We start from the raw sequence: 21,189 nt of genomic DNA on the forward strand, positions 1-21,189 counted from the left end.
TTGAATATCCACGGATTATGAATCTTTTTCCGTGCGACAACTAAAATTCATCTCATAAGGCTTTAAATTGGAGGTGTTAGACGTAAGAGTCTTAACTTGTTTGTGTAACATAACTATTCATTTTATTTAAAAACAATTATTTAGTAGTTTTATCCATTAAGATGTTGTCGTTTTCATAAACCAGTTTTCCACCTAAATCACCTGTAATTGCTAGAGATACTATACCTGAGATACTTAGAAATACAATAACTATTGAAATAATTCCTTTATTTATTTGTTTATATCCAGAGCCACTCCAGCTCAGAATGGAGTGCTTGAACAAGAGTTTGATAATAGCTAATATACCAAATAAAATAATGGATACATTGGCGAAAAACGAATGTAAATCTACTTGATTATGTAAACCCTGTCCCCAGTTTTGAAAAGCAAACTCTTCTGCTCCCTCCCCACTTAAAAGTGCAAATATTCCCAAAATAACTCCAAAGGTTATTAAAAGCGTTCCGAATTGGTTGAGCGTTTCTTTTTTGAAAACAACATTAACAATTTCAATAACTGCTCCAAATACAAGTAGTGCTATAGGAAAATGGACTATCAGTGGATGTAATGGCATTAAGATCAATCTCCTCTCTTTTTTAAATCGTACTCATTTAAACTGAAAAACGCCTGAAATTTTCATATACTTTTTAGTTATTCAATTTGTTTAGCTTCTATTAGTTAAAGCTTTATTAAGGTTTTGAAAAATCTGCTTGGACATGCGAATTATTTTTAATAGTAAAGCTAGCAGTATATGGAGTAAACTCCTTTACTTGTTTTAACCATTTTCCATTATAATGTTAAGTAATTATCAATCGAAACGTTTTTTCAGTTTCTTTTCATTAATGACGTGTACAATTTTAAACATTATGTATGACTTTAAAGAGGTGTAATAGTTGTGAAAATACTTTTAGCAGAAGATGATGCCAGATTAAGAAAGAATTTGGTTCAAATAATAAAACGTGAAATTCACCAAGTTGATGCAGTGGGTAATGGGCAAGATGCAGTAAATTATGCTATGTATAATGAGTATGACCTGCTTATTTTAGATTGGATGATGCCAAAACTCAGTGGTCTTGAAGTCTGTCAGGAAGTAAGGCGTAAGGGATACACAGGGGGCATATTAATACTGACAGCAAAAGATGACACAGCCGATATTATTCAAGGGTTAGATATGGGGGCAGATGATTATTTAGTAAAACCAGTTAAAATGGAAGAACTACTTGCAAGAATTCGGGCATTATTACGAAGAAAAGATAAGCCTATTGAACAAGTTGTAAAAGCAGATAACTTCCTATTGCAGTTAGACTCACGGAAACTATTACGAAACAATGAAGAAATTGAATTGACAAAGAAAGAGTTTCTCCTATTAGAATATTTATTTATTAATAAAGGTCGAGTATTAACGCGTGATCAAATTTCTTTACATATATGGGGATATGATCAAGATATCTCAAATAATGCACTCGATGCTCTAGTCAAGCTTGTCCGAAAAAAAATAGATGAAAATGAACGACAATCAATTATTCAAAATGTAAGAGGAATTGGCTACAAATTGAGAGATTCTTATGTTTAATCGTATAAGAAAGAAATTAACGATGTTATATGCTGCTTGTTATTTTCTATTTATCCTCGTTTTTATTGTTGTGCTCTATTTTTCACTTACAAAGCTGATGGAAAATGAGCAAATAAAAGAACTCGAATCCTATTATTTAAAAGAACAGCACGACTTTTTCGAACACAAAAATGATAAAGTAAAACACTTGTCCTATGACCCAAATCGTGATTTCTTCTATTATATCTATACAAAAGATCATGTATTAGTACACGGGAACGAGTCATATAAAGAATTGTATAAAGAACTTGAGAATATGTTCCAACAAGAGAAGACCTCAAAGAGTACTAAACGTCATTTAGAGTGGCATGAACAACATTTTCTATTATTAAAAAAACCTATAAAAAATTCAAATAAAGTTGAAGGTTATATCATTTTAGGGAAATCTATTACAACACAATATCACTTTTTCCAAAAGATGAGTTGGTTGCTAATTGTTTTAACTTGTATTTTCTCATTATTCATCGGATTACTTAGTAACTATTTAGCTGGAAAAGCCATGATTCCTATTAAACAATCATTCGATAAGCAGAAGAAATTCGTCTCTGATGCATCGCATGAATTAAGAACACCTCTAAGCGTTTTTTATAGCTCGTTGGATTTGTTAGAGACAGATGAAGCCAAGAAATTGAGTCCATTTGGAAAAGAATTAATAGTTGATTTGAAAGAAGAATCCCAATTAATGAAAGACCTTTTGGAAAAATTATTATTCCTAGCACGTCATGATCAAAATCAATTCCCTTTAAACATGGAAGTTACTCCTCTTTCTGAGTTACTAACAAATTTGGGGAATAAATTTGAAAGAACTATTAATTCATCCGTAACATTTACCCAAAATATAGATAAGAACATCAAATTTTACTGTGATTCTACAAGAATTCAAGAATTAATCTATATTTTGCTAGATAACGCCGTTCAATATACAGGTGAAGGGACTATTTCATTAACTCTTGTACAAGAAGAATCTTCAATTAAAATCCTTGTACAAGATACTGGAACAGGCATTCATCCAGAGGATCTTCCGTTAATTTTTAATCGCTTCTATCGTAGTGATTCTGCTCGCGAAAGCAATGGTACAGGTTTAGGACTTTCTATCGCAAAAGCGATTGTCGAACAACATAATGGAACAATTAATGTAACTAGTCAAATTGGACAAGGTACAACATTCACTATTACTTTTCCCACTCTATAGATAAAAATCGAGCGCTTTGTATTCTTTCACGAGAGATTTTACAAAGCGCTTTTTATAGTTTCTATATTCAATTATCATTGGAGTTCCGCCTTTTTTTACCCGCGCAAAATGAGTAAGCCCTTCCCCCTTCACTTTGATGGATTTGATAGAAGATATTTTTATTTTGCCTAACATACGAAGACTTTCTTAACAAACCAAATATAACTGCTATCGTAAAATAAAAGTAGGAGAGAAATCCAAAATTGCTAATCCATTCCCTTATGTTTTTACGATAATTTTTGGCATAAAAACATATTGTCATTTTCTTGCCATTCAACTTCATAACCTAAGCCATTTGCAATTGTACTTAATGGCAAATAAATTTCTTCGTTTATATAAAAAGAAATTGCTGGCAAAGGCTTTTTAACATTGTTTTCATAGACCACGTTAGTATTCGCACGGAATATTAATTTTGTTTCTTTAGAAATCACCTCTAAAATTCTACTAGTTTTATAAAATGATGCTTTTGCGCCTAAAAACTCTGAAACTAATTTCCCTTGAACAAAAAACTCCCCTTCTTTTGGAATTACGTAAATATCCCTAACAGTTTTCTCTGCACTAACTTTTAACTGGACTGTTTTAGAATCTGTAAAAGGTAAGTCCTCTTTACTTTTTGCTAAGTTTCTTGTCCATATATTCCAAGTACCTTTTTCACTGGTCATTAATTTATCGTTATTACTTGATTCATCGTATTCATCTTCATACAAATCTTCAGAATAGTAATCTTCATCATCGTATTCATACTCTTCCTCATCATCTTCGTATGCATCTTCATACTTATTTTTGTGGTCATCATTAGCTTTCACTATGCCCCCGTCTACTAATGTCCCACAAAAGAAAAGCATTACAGCTAAGCGAATTTTTTTATACATTTGATCACCTTCACTATTTATTTGATTTCATTTTAATTGATTATTATGAAATTCAACTGAAAATATGAGGGGGAAGGTAGTTTTTTCTTTACAAGTGGAGTAAAGATTGATTTATATAAAAAAACAGGTTATGCATTTGGGGATAGGCTGTACTTCAATATCAATAAGTTGTACGTTAACACTCCTTCAACTTCTTCATCTTCTTCATCTTCTTCATCTTCTTTTCAAAGTATGTATGCAATCGACAGTTACAGGTCTGTAAAGTCCGAGTTCTTGGGCTTCTTTTGAAACATAAAATGTTAAAAGTATTAAGTATTATAGGTCAGTCACCCTCAACCTCTAGTAAATAGATACCCTCTGAGAATCCACCGCGTTCTTCTTTTTTTGATAAACGAATCTGTTCCAATTCCTCATAAGAAATCTCATAAACAGCTAACGAAGCATGAACTAACTCTAATATATCTGCGAGCTCCTCAATAGCGTCTTTTGGTTTTTCTGCTTCTTTAAATTCAAGCGCTTCTTCTAGCATTTTTAATTTGATTTCTGCTAAATACTCTTTTGGTGCTAGAGCACGACTTGTACATTCTTTTCCAGACATTTCAATTATTTGAGGGATTAAATCTCGTACTAGTTTGTTGTATGTGGGCATTTTTAGTAACTCCTTCTATGTCGGTATAGAATCTTGCTTCTCCAATAGTACTTGATGCACAGTGTTTGATAACTCTTCTTTAATCGTTCACATTTCGAACACTTAAATAAAACCTTCAGTACCAGTATTAAATAAGTATACCTTTATTGGTGAACTACCTACATAATAAAAAAACACCACCAATATCATATTGGTGGTGTCTTAATTCATTGTTCTTTTTTTCTACGCAGGATAAAATATAGGACGATAAAGAAGAGAAAGAATCCTATTTGCACGATAACAATAACAGCTGTATTGATTTCTTGCCATATGCCAGTTAGGCTTAAGAAGGCAGGGATAGTTGCGGTCACCCATGATTGCATAATGGCAACCCAACCGATATATGTTTCGATGTCTTTTCCTTTTGCCATATTTAGATAAAATAATGTCCATAGGAAGGACCACATAAGCCATATGATCGTGAAAGGGATGTCATGAAAGTGAAAGTAGTTAATACCAGCAAACCCTATGGCTAGAATAGCAACCCAAAGTGAATAATAGCCAATTCCGATGTTACGGATATTGGTTAAATTAGTAATACCAACATACAAATACGTGAATCCAAATAAAAAGAGGCCAGACGCTGAAAGAATCGTATTAGTGTCTCCATTTGCTGTTACGATCAAGTAAATTGGTGTAAATACTTGAAGAGTACCTACAAATAAATTAAAAATACCAGCGCTTTTTCCATCAATTTTTCCTAGTAACATATTTCCATTGAGAAATAAGACAGCTCCAACGTAAAGTAATCCAACATTACTCATAATAAAAATCTCCTTTGCTGTAATGTACATGTTGAACGTTTGTTGTCATTACGTTTTATCTTCTTTTTTCTTTGAATTTTATAGATATTTACAAGTAAGGATGAAAGGTTTCATGCACTCTATCACTCCATAGGTTTGAATTTTTTCTACGATTTTAGAATACACTTTAAACCTAAAGAAACAGTAGAAAAAACCCTTGAGAATCCTTAGGTTTTTTAAGTTCATAGTGATAAGTTTTTTTCACTTATGCTTCTCACTTTCAATTCCTGTGGAACTGCATTTACTTTTAAAATTTACATATACAAGTTCAGTTTGTACTTATTAAACTAAACTACTCCGTTAGCCATCCATGTTGTGTAAAATTAACACTACACCACAGAATTGAATGATGTTTACGTTCTTTAATGGGAGTTGAACAACAACAATCCTTGAGAAAACAGTCAAAAAAAACAGAGCTTGATCTACAATATTGAACTGCACCCCAATTGTTAGACACAATCTCACAATTGGAGGTGCAGTTTTTCTATGGCTAAATTTACGGCAGAAGAAAAATTAAATGCAGTTGAACGAGCTTTAAAAGGAAAAGAAAGTTACATGGTTATCGCAAAATCTATTGGTGTAGATGATACAGCGATTCATAAATGGGTGAAACAATATGAGCACAATGGTGTTGAAGCATTTATTAAACAATATACAAATTACACACAACAGTTTAAACTAAACGTACTAAATTTTATGATTGAATACGGTACGTCCTTAAATGAAACGGCAGCTATCTTTAAAATAGCGGCTCCTTCAACGATTCTTGTTTGGAGAAGACAACTTGAAACACAAGGAATGGATGCCCTTCAATCAAAGAAAAAGGGGCGTCCCTCAATGAAAAAAGAATCAAATAAACAATTAAAACAAGCACCAGTCGAAGGATCTACAGAAGCACTTCAAGCAGAAATCGAACGTTTACGTATGGAAAACGAGTATTTAAAAAAGTTGAATGCCTTAGTTCAAAACAAGGAAAAATCACCAAGGAAGACAAAGTAAAGGTCATTTGTGAATTAAGGCATAAATACTCAGTGAAGGCGCTCGTGGCATTCGCAGAAATTCCACGTAGCACTTATTACATTTAGTAAATAAGATGAATCGTCCAGATCCAGATGCCGATTTAAAAGTTAAAATCAAAGCCATTTACGAAGAACATGAAGGCCGTTATGGCTACCGTCGTATTCGTGATGAACTTGCGAATCGTGGGCAAAAGGTAAATCATAAGAAAGTACAACGAATTATGAAAGAACTAGATTTAAAGTGTGTGGTACGAATGAAAAAATATAAATCATATAAGGGAACGGTCGGTAAAATTGCGCCGAATATTTTGAATCGGAACTTTACAGCTGATGCGCCAAATGAAAAATGGGTGACAGATATCACGGAATTTAAATTATTTGGCGAGAAGCTGTATTTATCACCTGTATTAGATTTATTTAATGGTGAAATTATTACGTATACTATTGATTCAAGACCAACGTATTCGCTTGTTTCAGAGATGTTGGATAAGGCTTTAGAACGCTTACCAGTTGAGCACCAGTTATTAATGCATTCAGATCAAGGTTGGCATTACCAAATGAAACAGTATCGAGAGATCATAGAATCGAGAGGTATTGTGCAGAGTATGTCTCGTAAAGGAAACTGTTACGATAACTCAGTTATGGAGAATTTTTTCGGGATTATGAAGTCTGAATTCCTCTACTTCAAGGAATTTGAAAGCGCCGAGCAATTTAAAAAGGAATTAGATAAATATATCAATTATTACAACACGAAACGGATGAAGGCAAAATTAAAAATGAGTCCAGTGCAATACCGAACTCATTTTATCAAAGCTGCCTAATGAAATAACCGTGTCTAACTTTTAGGGGTCACTTCATACATGTAGTATCCACCCTGTTTTTCAACTAATATGCCCGTTATTTATATATCTTTTTTCTCCTATGTCAATATAGTACTTCTAGCAATAGCTCCTCAAAACTGCTCTTTGTTGTCAACACGGCCGTATCGACCGTTGTTTAATAAACAGCAACTAACTTATCAACTTCTTCAGGTTGAGCTACTGACGTTATATAGTCTGATTACATAGGTGGTGCCAACCTAAAGAAACAGTAGGAAAAATCCTGAATAATCCTTAATATTATTAAAGTACATAGAGATAAGTTTTTATTTTCCACTTATACTTTTCACTTTCTCAATTCATATTGAACCACATATATTGCTAAAGTCCCTATACTTCAACCAATCTAAAAAGTCTTCTGCTAATTTGTGACCGAAAAACACATACCTATCTTTGCATTATTAGGAACTAAGGTTCTTTATCAAAATCGATTTTATTCAAAATTCAAATCTTCTTGCATCATACAATAGAATAATTGCTTAGATTCGTAATGCAACATTAATGAATCTGCCTGTAATTCAAATTCTGAATGCAAAAAAGACACCTCCATGTTTAGTAATAACGTAAATCAATAAACATTTAAGTGTCTTTATAAGTAGACATTTATTTAGTTATTTGTAGATACCATTAGAAGTTTATGGCGAAACAATTTTCTAACATTATCTACTACATGATCAGAAACCTTGTCCTAAACCTTTCAGCTTACCTCTTTAGGCTCTAATAAGTATATTTTCACTACTTCTTGTTTTAATAAAATATTCTTGGTGTTCTTTTAGAAATCCAACATAACGTTCGACTTCTTCTATTGTTGTGTATGGCGAGATTGCAAAAAATTTATGTGCATATACGGATATACGCTTGTTTGAGTTTACTACTTCCACGAGACGCTGCTTTTTTGTATTTCCAAAGAAGACAGTATCTCGTTCTTCACCAATTACCTCTGCAAACTCGTCATTAAATTGATTGATTTCCATTATTTCTTCTAAGGTTAAAAGTCCGTTCAATTCATCATTCCATTTTGTATTTTCAGGATAAAAACGGAATGTTGTAATCGGCGAAACTTCATTCGTGATCACCATATTCGGAACTTCTTTTATTAACATCTCTCTAAATGTAATATTGACACGAATATAGTTGGCTAAAAGCTCTTGATAGCCTTCAATTCCAAATGCTAATAAAGACGCATAAATCGTCAAAGCACTTCCCATTCGCGAGCATTCGAGCGTGTAGCCTGTATGATAGCTACCATAACCACGATTCCCTACATATGGCGTTTCCTCTGCATCTAAATCAACATACTTAAGATATTCTCTATTTTTAATTAAAAATAAACTCGTGATATATGGCGTTTGTCCAAGCTTATGAAAATCAAAGACCATACTATCTGCAAGCTTGATATGTTTGAACTTCTGTTGATAGGATTTCAATACCTCATTAACATTGTCTTCAAATCGCAAAGGATTACTTTCAAAGTCGTAATTATTAAAGAAAGTATACATGCCTCCCATAGCAGAGTCTGCATGGATATAGATTGGATATATACCATTTGTGCGTTCTAATTCTTCCGCTATACGCTTAATTCCCTCGAGGTCATCAACCCCAAATGTATCAGTAGTTCCCATTGTGGCAAGGACATAAAGAGGGATGCCTCCTTTTGCAATAACATACTCCATTTTTTCTTTTAAATCTTCTAGATTCATAGAATGATCAGCATTAGCTTTCACGCGAATCATATTTTCTACGCCAATCCCAGTTGCTTCTACAGATTTATACAGACTGTAGTGTGATAGCTCCGAACAGAAGCAATAGAGATTTTGCGGTACACCATTTTGATTAGACGACGGCGCGTAACGGGCAATGGCAAGACGTAAAGAGTTAAAGACAGCCCCTTGTCCTCCCCAAGTTGTATATCCAGCACTGATGCTTTCGTCGTATCCTATAAGTTTGGATAGCATACTAGTTATTTCGACTTCTGCTGTAGCTGCTGCTGGGCCTTCCACATCCCAAATATTGTTCCCATTAACTAGCACCATTACTAAATTTCCGATAATACTAGCGATATTCGGTAGGGGTGCTGCGTTGGCTACATAATTTCGATTGACGAACCGGTGTCCTTCTACCAATTTTAGAAGCTCTTGAATCACTTCCTCCATCGGCACACCCGTTTTCGGAACATCTGCATTTTGAATGATACGATTATAGTAACCCTCTGTGTATTCGGGCATTTCACCTAGCGTTAGTTTGTTAGGATCCTTTAATTCATCTATTTTCGTTAAAACCGTCCTAAAGTAAGACAATGTTTCCTCTCTTTGAAATTCATTCCCGTCCATACTAGGAAACAATTTTTGTAATTTCTTCATCATTTTAGCTCCTTGGTGTTTTTGCTAGAAGTTAGCAATTAGATCTAAATATTTTAATAGAAAATAACAACTGTAAAATAATATGTATCCTACATTCGATACTTGACTGGTATAAAAAAGAAGCTTTCCACAAGTTGGATCAACCTGTGAGAAGCACCCTTTTATTTATCTGCCAGCAAGATGAATATCTTTATACTGCTACACTAACCTTATTTTCATCATCTTGACCCACATTAGCTTCCGCAGTTTCTAAACCATGATTTCACGGTTATAATAATTTGTCTAAATCATTTTTTAACTCTACAAGATTTTTTGCTTCTTGAACAAGTTTTTCCATTGTTTGCAGTTCATCATCACTAATCTCTATTAGTTCCTCAAACATTTCAACAGATTCTCGAGAGATAGAAGCAATCTCAACAATTGTTGCCATTATCTGCTGAGAAGCAGAAGATAATTCTTCTGTACTTGCAGAAGAATATTCATTATTTTCAGCAATGATCTTTGTAGTAGATAGAATCTCATCAAACATGGTTCCAACCTCTACAATGTTCGCATTTGTATCTTTAAATTCTTCTGTTCCCTGTTGCATTGACTTGACAACTTTTTCAGTTTCTTCTTGTATATTCTTTACAATATTTGATACTTCAGAAGAAGACTGGCGTGATTGTTCGGCCAATTTTCTAACCTCATCAGCAACAACCGCAAATCCTTTACCATGTTCCCCCGCTCGCGCAGCTTCTATTGCTGCATTCAATGCCAATAAATTAATTTGTTCTGCAATCCCTGAAATCACTTTTACAATAGTGCCGATTTCGTGAGATTTTTCTCCGAGTTTATTTATTGCATCAAATGTTGTATTTACCGTTTGATTAAACTGTTCCATTTTTTCTAAGGAATCTTTTAACTTCTCGTTTCCTTCTTGTGTCAATTCTAAAGTTGTATTCGATTGTTCTGAAATTTGACTTGATCTCACTGAAAGATCTTCGACAGCCTGTGCCATTTCTTCCATAGATTCAGCACTTTCTTCTGTGGCTACTAATTGTTTCTGTAATCCTCTACCTACCTCATCAATAGCCGCTCTAACAATATCGCCTTTCTCAGAAGCATATTCACCGATTTCAGCGAGATTTTCTCCTTTTTCATGTACATTTTTTGAAAATGACAAAATTCTTTTCCTTGTACTGCTGAAAAAATCAATTAGTTGGTTAAACACAGCATGATTAGAACTTCTTTCATCAACTTTGTTTGTAATATTACCTGCTGATATTTCTTTCATTCCATTTATTATTTCGTTATTAATATGAAGATGATGTTTTAGTGAAATATAACGGTAAGCAAAATACACCGCTACCCCCACTAAGATAACAATTATTCCTAGCATAATAGCATCCATGATAAATATATCTCCTAACTCCTATTAATTATTGAATTAGACTTAATTATGAATATTTTAAAGCTCCTTTATAAGGATATATGTTCCATCCGCTACATTTGCAGGAATACCATTCAACTTACTATTATCGCTATATTTATGAACAATATAATTTCCTTCTATATCTTCATATTTTTTCATATTATGATATTTTTCCATTACACGTATTGACTTCGGGTTTGTTGCTTCACCTAAAACAGCCTTCACCCCTTGTGATGATGCCTTTGTTAACAAACTATTTCCTAATTGCTGAATAATTTCGTGACGGCCATGTTCAGCTGTCACTCCTAACATGAATAGGTGTAAAAACTCTCCGTCTTTAATTTCTTTTCCGTTTCGTTTTTTATAATCTTCCATGAAACGTTTATCTACATCCTCCAGAACACGCAGAATTACATTCATATCAGAAAAAGAACCTTCAAATATATCTTCTCCGATAATCTCTGGTGCATTTGTATCTCCAGCAAGCGCACCAACAACATTATTATTAATATCCAGAGCGACAGCGCAATAACCCTGCTCTATTGTGGAGTCTAAATAATCTTTGGTAAAATGATAAAAATCTTCATAACTGATATTTAATTGACCTACCATCGGTTCCTGAACCCATTTTCCTGAAACATCCAGTCCAATAAATGAGCGAGCTAGACACTCAGCTGCTTTCTGAATTAATGCTGTTTGATCCTTCGTTATAATTTCATATGTATACAATTCTTGTGTTATTAGCATTTATTAATCTCCCTTTCGAATTAAAAAATAAAAATCCCATTTCTATTTGACCTAACATTACATAGGATGATTTACTTTATCGATAAATGTACCTGTGAACTTAATTCTTTCAAGTGCATTCCTAATTTGTACTTGAGCAATTTTAGATGAAGGTTTTACTACAAGGATATCCTTAAATCCTAAGCTAGAATAAAATTGCATCGTTTGCTCCAACTGCGGTACAACTTTTGATGGGACAGTTGTTTGGTGAGTTCCATCGACAACAAACGTATATTCTTGTCTTGATACTTTATTAATCGTATCCTGTAAATCTATCATATAACCTTCTGCATCTTCCTCTTTCATTAATCCATGCACCTGTACATGAACTTCCTTCGAGTCCTTATTAATTGCCATTTTATATTTCTTTTTATCTACGACTATCATCTTTTAACCTCCCTATTCTCTATAATCTGTAATACTTCATTGTTGACATTTGCACGTTCTTTCGTATGAATGTTATAAATAAAAGCTATCCCAGATATAGATAGGGATAGCCAAAAAAACGTTTTATTCTTGGCAACCCGACTATCATTATCCAAGAGGATTTTAGACTCGTAGCTTTGCGTCCTTACCTTTCGATAAGTTTGCCTTTTCACTTGTAAAAGATAGTACTAATATCATGCTCATATATTACTATAACATTATATATTACTTGTCATTTTTTGTCGAACTAGAATTTTTCTTGCTTTACTTACGAAAGAGTCTGCTCCACAGTAAGGCCCGATTTCTAAACTGTAATCAAATAAATGATGTTAAATGGAAATTAACATCATAATTTATATTATAGAATTAACTTTCGTTAATAACTAAAAGGGAAATATGCAGATAATAAAACAGATTTTGTTATGACTATAATAAAGAAAATATTATTATTGCCTTTTTCAACTTACAGGTACGTTAGTTAAATAAGAATTAAACAACTTATAAGAGCCTTACTACAATAAAATGTAGTAAGGCTCTTATATTTTTATATCAAAATTAAATAAATTTATTATCACTTTAAGGTCTGTTAAAACAAATTTGAACTGTTTGAAATAAAGTCGAGATGTTATTAATCTGTTGTTTTACCATGTACTATTTAATTTGCTGTTCTCCATCTATTGGAGCGAATGCTATGGAGACAGCATTCAATTGATATTTTTTTGTATTGCTAATTCAAGGTTAAAAGACTAATCTCTAGGATCGTTAATAACGATGTTCACGTAATTTTTTTCTTTGGCGTACTTCAATAACTTCGAAACAGTAGGTCTAGATAGATCGAGAGCTTTAGCAATTTCACCTTGAGTCTTATCTAAATCGTAATACATCTTTGCTACATTTACACTAAGTAAATCTTTATCGTTGAACATAATTTGCTCCTTTAATGGACTGGTTATAAATAATCATATGCTTTTTCAATTTAAGTCAGATAAAAACCTTCATAGTTTGGGGTGTCCATTGCATTGGAAATGCAGTGGGGGGTGTTTCTGAAATCAAAATTACAAGGAAGTGATTTAATTTCTTTATAATGGCGACCCCAATTTGGAAAATACAATTCATGAAATATTGTACTTACCTTTAAAAGTATACTTACTCCAATGTTCTTCTAGTTGACATTAAATTTTTGTAGATCATCAGATCTAAGACTATAAGAAACAACTTTCTTCTTCCACTGCTTAACTACATCAACGTGATTATCGGGATTATAAACAAAGAAATTAACATCTTTTTTACCCTTTTTTAAGTTGATGACAAATGGAGTTACATTTGTCTCTGGATGTAGAAATAATTTTTCATTACCTGGAAATATATAATGTTTTTTTAAAAAGTTAGCTTCATTAAAATACTCAATAAATCTAATTTTTTCTTCCTCTTCTAAATTCTTTCCGTTAAATGTTACAGTAACATCTTCTGAATCGAGTTTTTGATGAAGTTCGAATTTATCTAAAAACCATGCCACAAGTGCATTTGGAGGACTCATTAACAATTTGAAAAAAATCCCAATAACTATCATGATAGCAACTGTCCATGTCATATTATATCAACTCCTTCAATAATAATATCTGGTTACTATAGGCCCTTATTTTAATAGTATACTATCACAAAATAGTAATTTTCAAACAAGGGCTATTTTTAGTAAGACAACGTTAAAAACATAAGGTATTCCTTTGTATACAAATGTTAAATTGTAAATCAATTCACATACATAGCCAAAAATAATTATTAAATATCCTTTAAAATGTTTTATTAACTACCTCTCAATAATAAAGGATTTATTTTTTAAATAACCATCCAATTGGATTGTTTTTTGACCATCCATTTATATTAGGTGTTTACAAACAATTAAGAGCTTCTGCAAACCTTTTGATTCCTTCATCAATCGAATCTTCATCTTCTCTTGCGAAAGTAAAACGAACAAATCCATTTTTAGATCCCATTGTAGAACCAGGAACATAAATGACGCCTCTTTTAATTGATTCTTCAAGTAATTGGATTTCATTGAAATTTTTAAGGATTTTACACCAAATATGAATACCACCTTGAGGAATAGAATATTCCACCTGGCCTCTTAAATAATCATCAAGGCTTTTTATTATTTTATCTCTCCTTTTTTCTAATTCCTTTATTAAACTTTTGATATGAAAATTGAAATTTTCTGATTCTATAAAATCATTTGCTATCCATTGTGTATAGCTAGAATGTCCAAAATCAATTTGCTGCTTTGCATCGGATAATCTTTCAATCACCGATGTCGGGCCAATAATCCACCCTATTCTTAACCCCGAGGCAACAATTTTGGATAATGAACTAATGTATAATACGTTTCCGTTCTTATCTATTGATTTAAGGGTAGATATTTTATCACCTGAAAAAGCTGTTAAACTATACGGATCGTCTTCTACTACTGGAATCCCAAACTTTGAGGTTATATCTAAAATAGCTTCTCTTTTTTTTAGATTCATTAAGGAACCCGTTGGATTTTGAAAATCTGGATTTAAAAAAAGCATTTTAATACGGTGTTTTTTATATAATGACTGCAAATCTTCAAGGTTAATTCCATCCCTATCGACAGGTAGATAATGTATTTGTATACCTGCTGATTTAAAAATAGGAAGATTATAATTGTAAGAAGGATCTTCTATTGCTATTGCATCTCCAGGTTTTAACAAACATTGTACAATTAAATGTAATGCTTGTTGCGCTCCTGATGTTATAAGTATTGAAGAAGGATTAGTTTCGATTCCCCGACTTTTTTTTATGTGTTTTGTAAGGGTTTTTCTGAGGATTTCACTCCCCTGTGGATGATCGTATCCTAAGCTTCCAATAAAAGAACGTGTTGAGGTTATCTCACTTAAAAAGCTTTTTGGGAAAAGTTCTTCTGACAATTCACCGGTAGCTAAATTTATTAAATTATGTTCAACAGCTTCTTTTCTTATTTTTTGTGTTACAGGTAGATTAGGTAAAAAAGAACCCGCCCCAATATACCTATTCCAGCTAGGAATCCTTTTTTTTGTTATCCCCCATATATCTTTACTAATGGTAGTACCACTTCCTCTATTTCTTTCAATTAGCCCAATCGATTCTAATTCGTCATATGCATTAACCACAGTACTTCTATTTATTTCTAGAATGTTTGCTAAATTTCTCTCTGATGGCAATGGTTTATCAGGTGGAAATGTACCATCTGCAATTCCCTTTTCAATATATTCTGCGAGTTGTTTATAGATAGCTTTTTTTGCTTTTCTATCAGGTTTCCAATCCATATATACTCACCTCATTATTTCTATTAAATTTTCTTAAAATTCCCCATTTATCTTTTACTCGTTTTCATATAAGAACCCTAAGAACACTAATTTGACGCCTATTTATATCAATTAAATTATACTAAAATTATTTTTCTAGTTTTAGTACAGTTTTAGTACATTTTGTGTTATCTTTCAAAACTTCTACTGTTTCAAATTTTGTGCAATTAGTATAAAAATCAATTGTGAATCAAAACCCATACAAACCTATAGTAGCCTAAAATAGTTCAAAGGATAATTATTAGGGGTTGTTTATGAAAACATTTTAATCGATTTTTACACTATGCTAACTGGATGTTATCCATTATTAATATTGGATCCAAAAGAACCTCAAGCTCAAAGACAAGCTAAAGACATTATGCTATCGATAGGGATTATGGCCTTTATCGTTCTTATTGTTTTCGTAATTTTATAAAATGTTAATTAAATTCCCTAATTTCATTTCTTCACTAAATTTAGTCATACAAAAACTGCACCTCCAATTGTTAGATTGTGTCTAACAATTGGGGTGCAGTTCCAATGAGGAGGGTTATTTGTGTTGTGCATTTTTAGTATAACATGAAGTGTTTTTCGATTTAAAATGTTTAACTTGATATTCTATTAGCTGGTTAGTTGAAGAATAAAAGTAAAGTTTATTCCACAATCGGGCCCGTTTAAGGCAATTATAAAAAGACATACCGTTGGTTGTTTCAAATAGAAATTTAAATCCTCCTCAGAAGTTGCGAGGAACCTTAAAAAGTAAAACTCATACAAGGAGATCCTTGTATGAGCAATTTTAAATTTACTTTTCACTTTTAGTGCGATCATATGCCGCTTGAGCAATTTTAAGATAGTCTTGTACTTTCATTTTATCAAGTGTTTTATTATAGTCATCCCACTTGCTAAAGTCCTGTTTACCAGTAATAAATCCTGCAGTCATTTCATTAATATATGTCTGTACATCTGTCATAATCGCACTAACTTCATCATTTTCTTCAAGAGTATAGTTCAAACCAGGAATGATGTCTTCATCTTTAGCAACGTATGGTTTTACTTTCTTAGCATTTTGTGCAGAAGCTTCTGTTCCTTCAGCACCTTGGAAGTATTTTTGCTTAACTATTCCAGGGTAATATCCACCTGGCCAAGTTAAGTAGTCACTGACTGCCTGGTCTAGATTTTTCCCATCGGGATTATCTGTAATTGTATCTAAATACTTGAAGTTACCTTCCTTATCTTCCTCATAAGTTACGCCTTCGAAGCCCATAAAGAACATCTTGGAACCTTCATCACTATAGAAATAGTCCATCCAGCGAACCATTGCTTCAGGGCTTTTTGCCTTATCCGTTATTACGAACATTCCCATGTTACCAAGTCCATTTGTAACTGCATTGTAAGAACGCTCTCCAGTAGGACCTTCAAGAACTGGTACACCTACATATCCATCAAGTTTAAATAATTCTTTTGGGTCAACATCGTCTATCATCCCAACATTACCTTTAGACGCTTCTGCATGAAACTGTTGTGGTTCAACTGTGAACACATCTTGGTTAATCAAACCTTCTGTATACAGCTTATTTAAATACTTAAGTAATTCTTTGTATTCATCGGTAGCAGGAACAAAGCGGAATTCTTCAGTACCTTCTTTAAAGTCAAGATTTGAATTCATAACCCCTTGCTTGTTTAGATCAAATGACCCGCGTAAATAATTGATGAACATGTTAATGCCGTATCCAGTACCCCATGGAATTTCATCAGCTTTTCCATTACCATTTGGGTCTTTCTCTTTGAATGCTTTCAATACTGTATACAATTCATCTGTAGTTTCTGGTTCTTTTAATCCTAATTTTTTCAACCAATCTTCTTTGATCCAAGGTGTTCCTGCATGAAAAGCGTCAAATTTCGGGTCAAAAAATGCAGGGAAACCATAAATATTTCCATCTGCCATAGTGACACCTTTTTTCACTGAAGGATTCTCTTCCAAGAGCTTTTTAAAATTCGGTGCATATTCATCGATGTAATCATTCAATGGAAGGAAAACACCTTGTTTTCCGTATTTAATTAAATCTGTCTTTGGAAAAGCCGAAGCATAAAATACTTCTGGATAGTCTCCTGATGCAAGCATTAGGTTTCGCTTTTCTACTAAACCCTCAATTTGCGTTGTTTTCCAGTTCACATCAACATTTGTCATTTTCTCATACTCATCCCAAAGCATTAGCTTGTTCCAATCTTGCGAAGCAAAGAATTTTGCTCCAAAGCCGTCAACTTTGATTTTCTCTTTTACTATAGGCATTCCCATTTTATTAACATTATCTACATTTTCACTTTTTCCAGTAGTCCCTTCATCACTAGAACAAGCTCCTAAAATACTAGATGTTAGTAATAGACTAGTTACAATACCAGCAAAATATCTCTTCTTCAATTCAATCTCCCCCTCGTATATCTCTTTTCTTTGCTACCCCTTATGTGAGCCGATCATAACCCCTTTTACAAAATACCGTTGTAAAAACGGATAAAGCATAAGCATCGGCAAGTTTGCCACAATCAGTACTGCATATTTCAACCCTTCAACACTAAGTTGTTGAGCTAAAAAGCTTTCAGAAGTTGTTTTAATCATGTCATCAGTTTGATTTTGAATCAGTATTTGTCGAAGAATCAATTGAAGTGGGAACTTATCTTGATCCTGCAAATAAATTAATGCTTTGAAGTATGCATTCCAATGCCCTACTGAATAAAAAAGTACCATTACTGCGATTACAGGGGACGATAAAGGAAGTACAATATACATCTTCATCCAGTTTAGTTATGGTCACACCCCTTTTCTTACAAACAAATTAAGTGTACGAATAGTAGATTCACGTTTTTTGGATAATAAATCAGAAGGCTATTCTTTAATTTCAAGAAGGAATAGTCTACAACAGCAACCAACCTTGAAAATTAAATTATTGAAAAATCAGACTATTCCGCTATTTGTATATACTTTACTAAGTTCACTTTATAAAGTCAATAATAATAATTGCATTTATCCTATTATATTTATTTGTAGAATTCTAGTGTTAATATTACTGTATAGTCATAAGCTAGCTACCTCCTTATAAAATAAAGAAGTATAATGAACGCAACAACCAGCGTATACCTTTTATCAGAATCAATTTGTTAGTTATTAATCCAACTATTACATCCTAGAAAAATTCAATTGGCTTCAAAAGCCTTCAAAGCTTTTGAAGAAAACTTAAACTCTTATTCCTTTGTCTAAATTATACTCTGCCCATTTCTTTGCTTCGTTTTCAATCGCTCTGTTTTGCCACTCGAAACATCCGCAAACCTTACAATGACTATCCATGTACGTGTTGTTACCACGTCTCTTTTGATAGATTGTTTCCTCCTTTAGTAAGGAATGGATATCTGATGACGAGTTTTTTGTCACCGAATCTGAAATTTAGGAGAATAATAAACTCTTTCATCAATTGAAAAAAAGAACTTCGAATAAAAAAACATAGGGAGATTTTAGTCTCCCTATGTTTTCATTCATATTATTTATCTGTTTGTTTTTGCTTTTTTTTCAAATACTCCGCACGTATTTTTTCAAGTTGCTGCTTTTTATCAAATTTGGCAGGTTTAAGTTTTTCATGATACTTTGCCACAGCCACCTGACCTTTGGTATCCAATTGATATTTCCCCACTTTGTTCACCTACTTTTCTTGTCTTTAAAGAGAATCTATTCAACAAATATAATATACCTTATTTTACTGAAGTAAACCTTTTTACTTTATTAGTATACTGCCTAACCTTGCATATATCAGTAAAAACTTAGTAAAATAATTCATAGCCAAATGGTATTCATTATACTTATCTTTACGACCTTAAATTTGCTGATTCATTTTAAAGTCATCAATCAAGTCGCTAATTTTAACTAAAACAAAAAACCTCTTCCAGTTATTTGTTATAAATAACTAAAAGAGAGTTTAATTTTTGAAATATAAATAGTTGTACGTTAATCATTGATTTAGTTCTTAACAAACTACGTTAGACATTGATATGACTGCGTTTATTACCTGTTTAGTGTATGAGTGTATTATCAGTCGCTTGATTAATTTTGTAATTCATTTTAAAATGCATTTAGGAGTCCTCCTTGTATATGATGGGTCAATGGTCGTTGACACTCAGCATCATACTAGAGGACTCTTTTTCTTTCAAAACCTTGAACATCTTTCAAACAGGAATGCTGCCCCGTAGAAAAAAGAGCTACATATACAACTCAACGATTTTCAAGTAAAGCTCCCCGTTAGTTTAAGTACAATTCTTCACACTCTCTCTTTCAAGATAAGAAAAAAACTACCCTATTTATTTTAAAAATGTATCGCACATCCATTCATAAAATTTTTCCTTCTCTTCAAATTGTGGATAATGCGCAGATTGCTTAAAAGAAATAAATTCTTTTTTATTAGCTTCAATCATATCAAAATATTTCTTTGCTACATTTGATGTAGTCATATAATCATATTTACCCATAACAAAATAAACCGGTAATTCAAGTTTCGTTTCGTTAGTAGGTAATGAATTTTTTAATATGTCCTCTAACAAAAACTTCTGAGAATAGGCCAACCCACGATTATAACGGATTAGATCTAATAAGTTATACTCACTACTGAGTAATATACCTAAGTTATCTCCATCGGGGTTATCAATGAGTCTGACACTTCCGCCATATTTCATAACATAATTCCGTGGGGTAAACATATCGCCATTTTTAATTTTTTCAGTTAACCCTTGTAAATATAAAACATCATCCGTATTACCAGCTTTTTGAGCCTGCTTAATAACGTAGTTTAAACTTTCAATCTCACTTTCTACTTGATTACTCATTTGTCCAATACCAATATATGCTTCATACTTCTCAGGAGCTTTATGGGCAGCCTGCGTGCCAATATATGTACCATAAGAATGACCAATTAGTATTACTTTTTCTTTGCCGAGCCGTTTTGATATATAATCCGTCAAAGCCAATAAGTCCTCCACCAGTAAGTCTGACGAAAGATTAGAATAGTCCTCAAAAAAATGATAGGATTTTCCACTTGCTCGCTGATCGTAATTAACAACCGTAAATTTAGTTTCCAGTAAGTCTTGGTATTTTTCTGCATATGGTATTTCCGAGCATCCAGGTCCTCCATGTACAAAAACAATAACAGGATTATCCTTATCAGTGCCACGTATCATTATTTCATGATTACTTCCATTTATCTCTACTTGTTCTAATGCACTTATACTGTTATCACCTTTTATATGCGAAGTCCAATTAGGGCAAAAAAGTGCTATGATTAGTCCTATTATAATAATGGCTCCGATATATTTTATTAATTTCTTTATGGTTTTCATCTGTTCTTCCCTTTCTTCTCATTTTTTTGTAAGTTGAATTCTCGAATCTTTATTTACGACTTCTCCAACTTCATCAAAAATACATACTGTAATTAATTTCATTTCCATGATTAAATGATTTTTACCATTACTATTAAAGTAGAAAGTTGATTTCTTGATTTCCCTAACTAACATGCCTATTTCATTTCATATTTCTATTCTACAGATGAAAGGTCATATACTGTAGTGCCAATAAGTCATTAATAAGTCATAACTATTTTGAAAAAATGACTAATTATGACGATTGGCTATAATCTAATAGGCGATCCACGTAAGATTTTTTGAATGGTGGACCTTATGAATTGCCCATAAAG

At 32.7% G+C, this 21,189-nt stretch carries 16 protein-coding genes, 3 pseudogenes and 1 riboswitch; of the genes and pseudogenes, 4 read left to right on the top strand and 15 right to left on the bottom strand.

Going from position 1 to position 21,189, the window contains the following annotated elements; translation table 11 throughout:
* Positions 1 to 136 precede the first annotated feature (136 nt).
* Positions 137 to 610, bottom strand: coding sequence for a DUF2231 domain-containing protein (locus tag AMD00_RS09985; RefSeq protein ID WP_053416934.1), 474 nt, complete (start codon positions 608 to 610; stop codon positions 137 to 139).
* 321 nt (positions 611 to 931) lie between these two features.
* On the opposite strand from AMD00_RS09985, the gene AMD00_RS09990 reads away from it, so the two are divergent.
* Both AMD00_RS09990 and AMD00_RS09995 read left to right on the top strand, forming a co-directional pair.
* On the top strand, positions 932 to 1,609 hold the full coding sequence (locus AMD00_RS09990) for a response regulator transcription factor (protein ID WP_053416935.1): 678 nt from the start codon (positions 932 to 934) through the stop codon (positions 1,607 to 1,609).
* Positions 1,602 to 2,840 (top strand): sensor histidine kinase, encoded by a 1,239-nt coding sequence (locus tag AMD00_RS09995; protein WP_053416936.1) that lies wholly within the window; start codon positions 1,602 to 1,604, stop codon positions 2,838 to 2,840. The genes AMD00_RS09990 and AMD00_RS09995 overlap by 8 nt, the downstream gene beginning before the upstream one ends.
* Positions 2,841 to 3,106: 266 nt before the next feature.
* Here the strand turns inward: AMD00_RS09995 and AMD00_RS10005 are convergent, their stop codons facing one another.
* The 3 genes from AMD00_RS10005 to AMD00_RS10015 form a co-directional block, all read right to left on the bottom strand.
* The gene (locus tag AMD00_RS10005) at positions 3,107 to 3,751 is read right to left on the bottom strand and encodes a copper amine oxidase N-terminal domain-containing protein (RefSeq protein ID WP_053416938.1); all 645 of its coding nucleotides are present in this window, start codon (positions 3,749 to 3,751) and stop codon (positions 3,107 to 3,109) included.
* Positions 3,752 to 4,073: 322 nt separating this feature from the next.
* Positions 4,074 to 4,400, bottom strand: coding sequence for a nucleoside triphosphate pyrophosphohydrolase (locus tag AMD00_RS10010; RefSeq protein WP_053416939.1), 327 nt, complete (start codon positions 4,398 to 4,400; stop codon positions 4,074 to 4,076).
* A 206-nt stretch (positions 4,401 to 4,606) separates the two neighbouring features.
* A complete protein-coding gene (locus AMD00_RS10015; protein WP_053416940.1) occupies positions 4,607 to 5,203 on the bottom strand; it encodes an AmiS/UreI family transporter in 597 nt (198 codons plus the stop codon).
* Between the two features lie 525 nt (positions 5,204 to 5,728).
* Here AMD00_RS10015 and AMD00_RS22865 point away from each other — a divergent pair.
* A pseudogene (locus AMD00_RS22865) lies at positions 5,729 to 7,082 on the top strand (IS3 family transposase).
* A gap of 767 nt (positions 7,083 to 7,849) precedes the next feature.
* Here AMD00_RS22865 and AMD00_RS10030 read toward each other — a convergent pair.
* From AMD00_RS10030 to pdxR, 7 genes are all read right to left on the bottom strand, one after another.
* A complete protein-coding gene (locus AMD00_RS10030; RefSeq protein ID WP_053416943.1) occupies positions 7,850 to 9,499 on the bottom strand; it encodes a pyridoxal phosphate-dependent decarboxylase family protein in 1,650 nt (549 codons plus the stop codon).
* A gap of 268 nt (positions 9,500 to 9,767) precedes the next feature.
* Complete coding sequence (locus AMD00_RS10035) at positions 9,768 to 10,892, bottom strand: methyl-accepting chemotaxis protein (protein WP_245639491.1); 1,125 nt, start codon at positions 10,890 to 10,892, stop codon at positions 9,768 to 9,770.
* Positions 10,893 to 10,949: 57 nt separating this feature from the next.
* The gene (locus tag AMD00_RS10040; protein WP_053416944.1) at positions 10,950 to 11,660 is read right to left on the bottom strand and encodes a hypothetical protein; all 711 of its coding nucleotides are present in this window, start codon (positions 11,658 to 11,660) and stop codon (positions 10,950 to 10,952) included.
* A gap of 57 nt (positions 11,661 to 11,717) precedes the next feature.
* Positions 11,718 to 12,086 carry a hypothetical protein gene (locus AMD00_RS10045; protein WP_053416945.1) on the bottom strand — a complete coding sequence of 123 codons (369 nt, stop codon included), beginning with the start codon at positions 12,084 to 12,086 and terminating at the stop codon, positions 11,718 to 11,720.
* A 128-nt stretch (positions 12,087 to 12,214) separates the two neighbouring features.
* A riboswitch (cyclic di-GMP riboswitch) is annotated at positions 12,215 to 12,301 on the bottom strand.
* Between the two features lie 570 nt (positions 12,302 to 12,871).
* The gene (locus AMD00_RS10050; protein WP_053416946.1) at positions 12,872 to 13,051 is read right to left on the bottom strand and encodes a MarR family transcriptional regulator; all 180 of its coding nucleotides are present in this window, start codon (positions 13,049 to 13,051) and stop codon (positions 12,872 to 12,874) included.
* A 236-nt stretch (positions 13,052 to 13,287) separates the two neighbouring features.
* The gene (locus tag AMD00_RS10055; protein WP_053416947.1) at positions 13,288 to 13,716 is read right to left on the bottom strand and encodes a YfmQ family protein; all 429 of its coding nucleotides are present in this window, start codon (positions 13,714 to 13,716) and stop codon (positions 13,288 to 13,290) included.
* Positions 13,717 to 14,014: 298 nt separating this feature from the next.
* The gene (pdxR, locus tag AMD00_RS10060) at positions 14,015 to 15,445 is read right to left on the bottom strand and encodes a MocR-like pyridoxine biosynthesis transcription factor PdxR (protein WP_053416948.1); all 1,431 of its coding nucleotides are present in this window, start codon (positions 15,443 to 15,445) and stop codon (positions 14,015 to 14,017) included.
* A gap of 322 nt (positions 15,446 to 15,767) precedes the next feature.
* Here pdxR and AMD00_RS23520 point away from each other — a divergent pair.
* Positions 15,768 to 15,896, top strand: a pseudogene (locus tag AMD00_RS23520) (cytochrome aa3 quinol oxidase subunit II); the annotation flags it as partial.
* Between the two features lie 369 nt (positions 15,897 to 16,265).
* Here AMD00_RS23520 and AMD00_RS10065 read toward each other — a convergent pair.
* The 4 genes and pseudogenes from AMD00_RS10065 to AMD00_RS10080 form a co-directional block, all read right to left on the bottom strand.
* Positions 16,266 to 17,882 carry an extracellular solute-binding protein gene (locus AMD00_RS10065; protein WP_053416949.1) on the bottom strand — a complete coding sequence of 539 codons (1,617 nt, stop codon included), beginning with the start codon at positions 17,880 to 17,882 and terminating at the stop codon, positions 16,266 to 16,268.
* 33 nt (positions 17,883 to 17,915) lie between these two features.
* Positions 17,916 to 18,242: pseudogene (locus tag AMD00_RS10070) on the bottom strand (carbohydrate ABC transporter permease); the annotation flags it as partial.
* Between the two features lie 751 nt (positions 18,243 to 18,993).
* The gene (locus tag AMD00_RS23525; protein WP_038189766.1) at positions 18,994 to 19,143 is read right to left on the bottom strand and encodes a hypothetical protein; all 150 of its coding nucleotides are present in this window, start codon (positions 19,141 to 19,143) and stop codon (positions 18,994 to 18,996) included.
* Between the two features lie 661 nt (positions 19,144 to 19,804).
* The gene (locus AMD00_RS10080; RefSeq protein WP_053416950.1) at positions 19,805 to 20,836 is read right to left on the bottom strand and encodes an alpha/beta hydrolase; all 1,032 of its coding nucleotides are present in this window, start codon (positions 20,834 to 20,836) and stop codon (positions 19,805 to 19,807) included.
* Positions 20,837 to 21,189 lie beyond the last annotated feature (353 nt).

It is taken from the genome of Viridibacillus arvi (assembly GCF_001274945.1).
Lineage (GTDB): Bacteria > Bacillota > Bacilli > Bacillales_A > Planococcaceae > Viridibacillus > Viridibacillus arvi.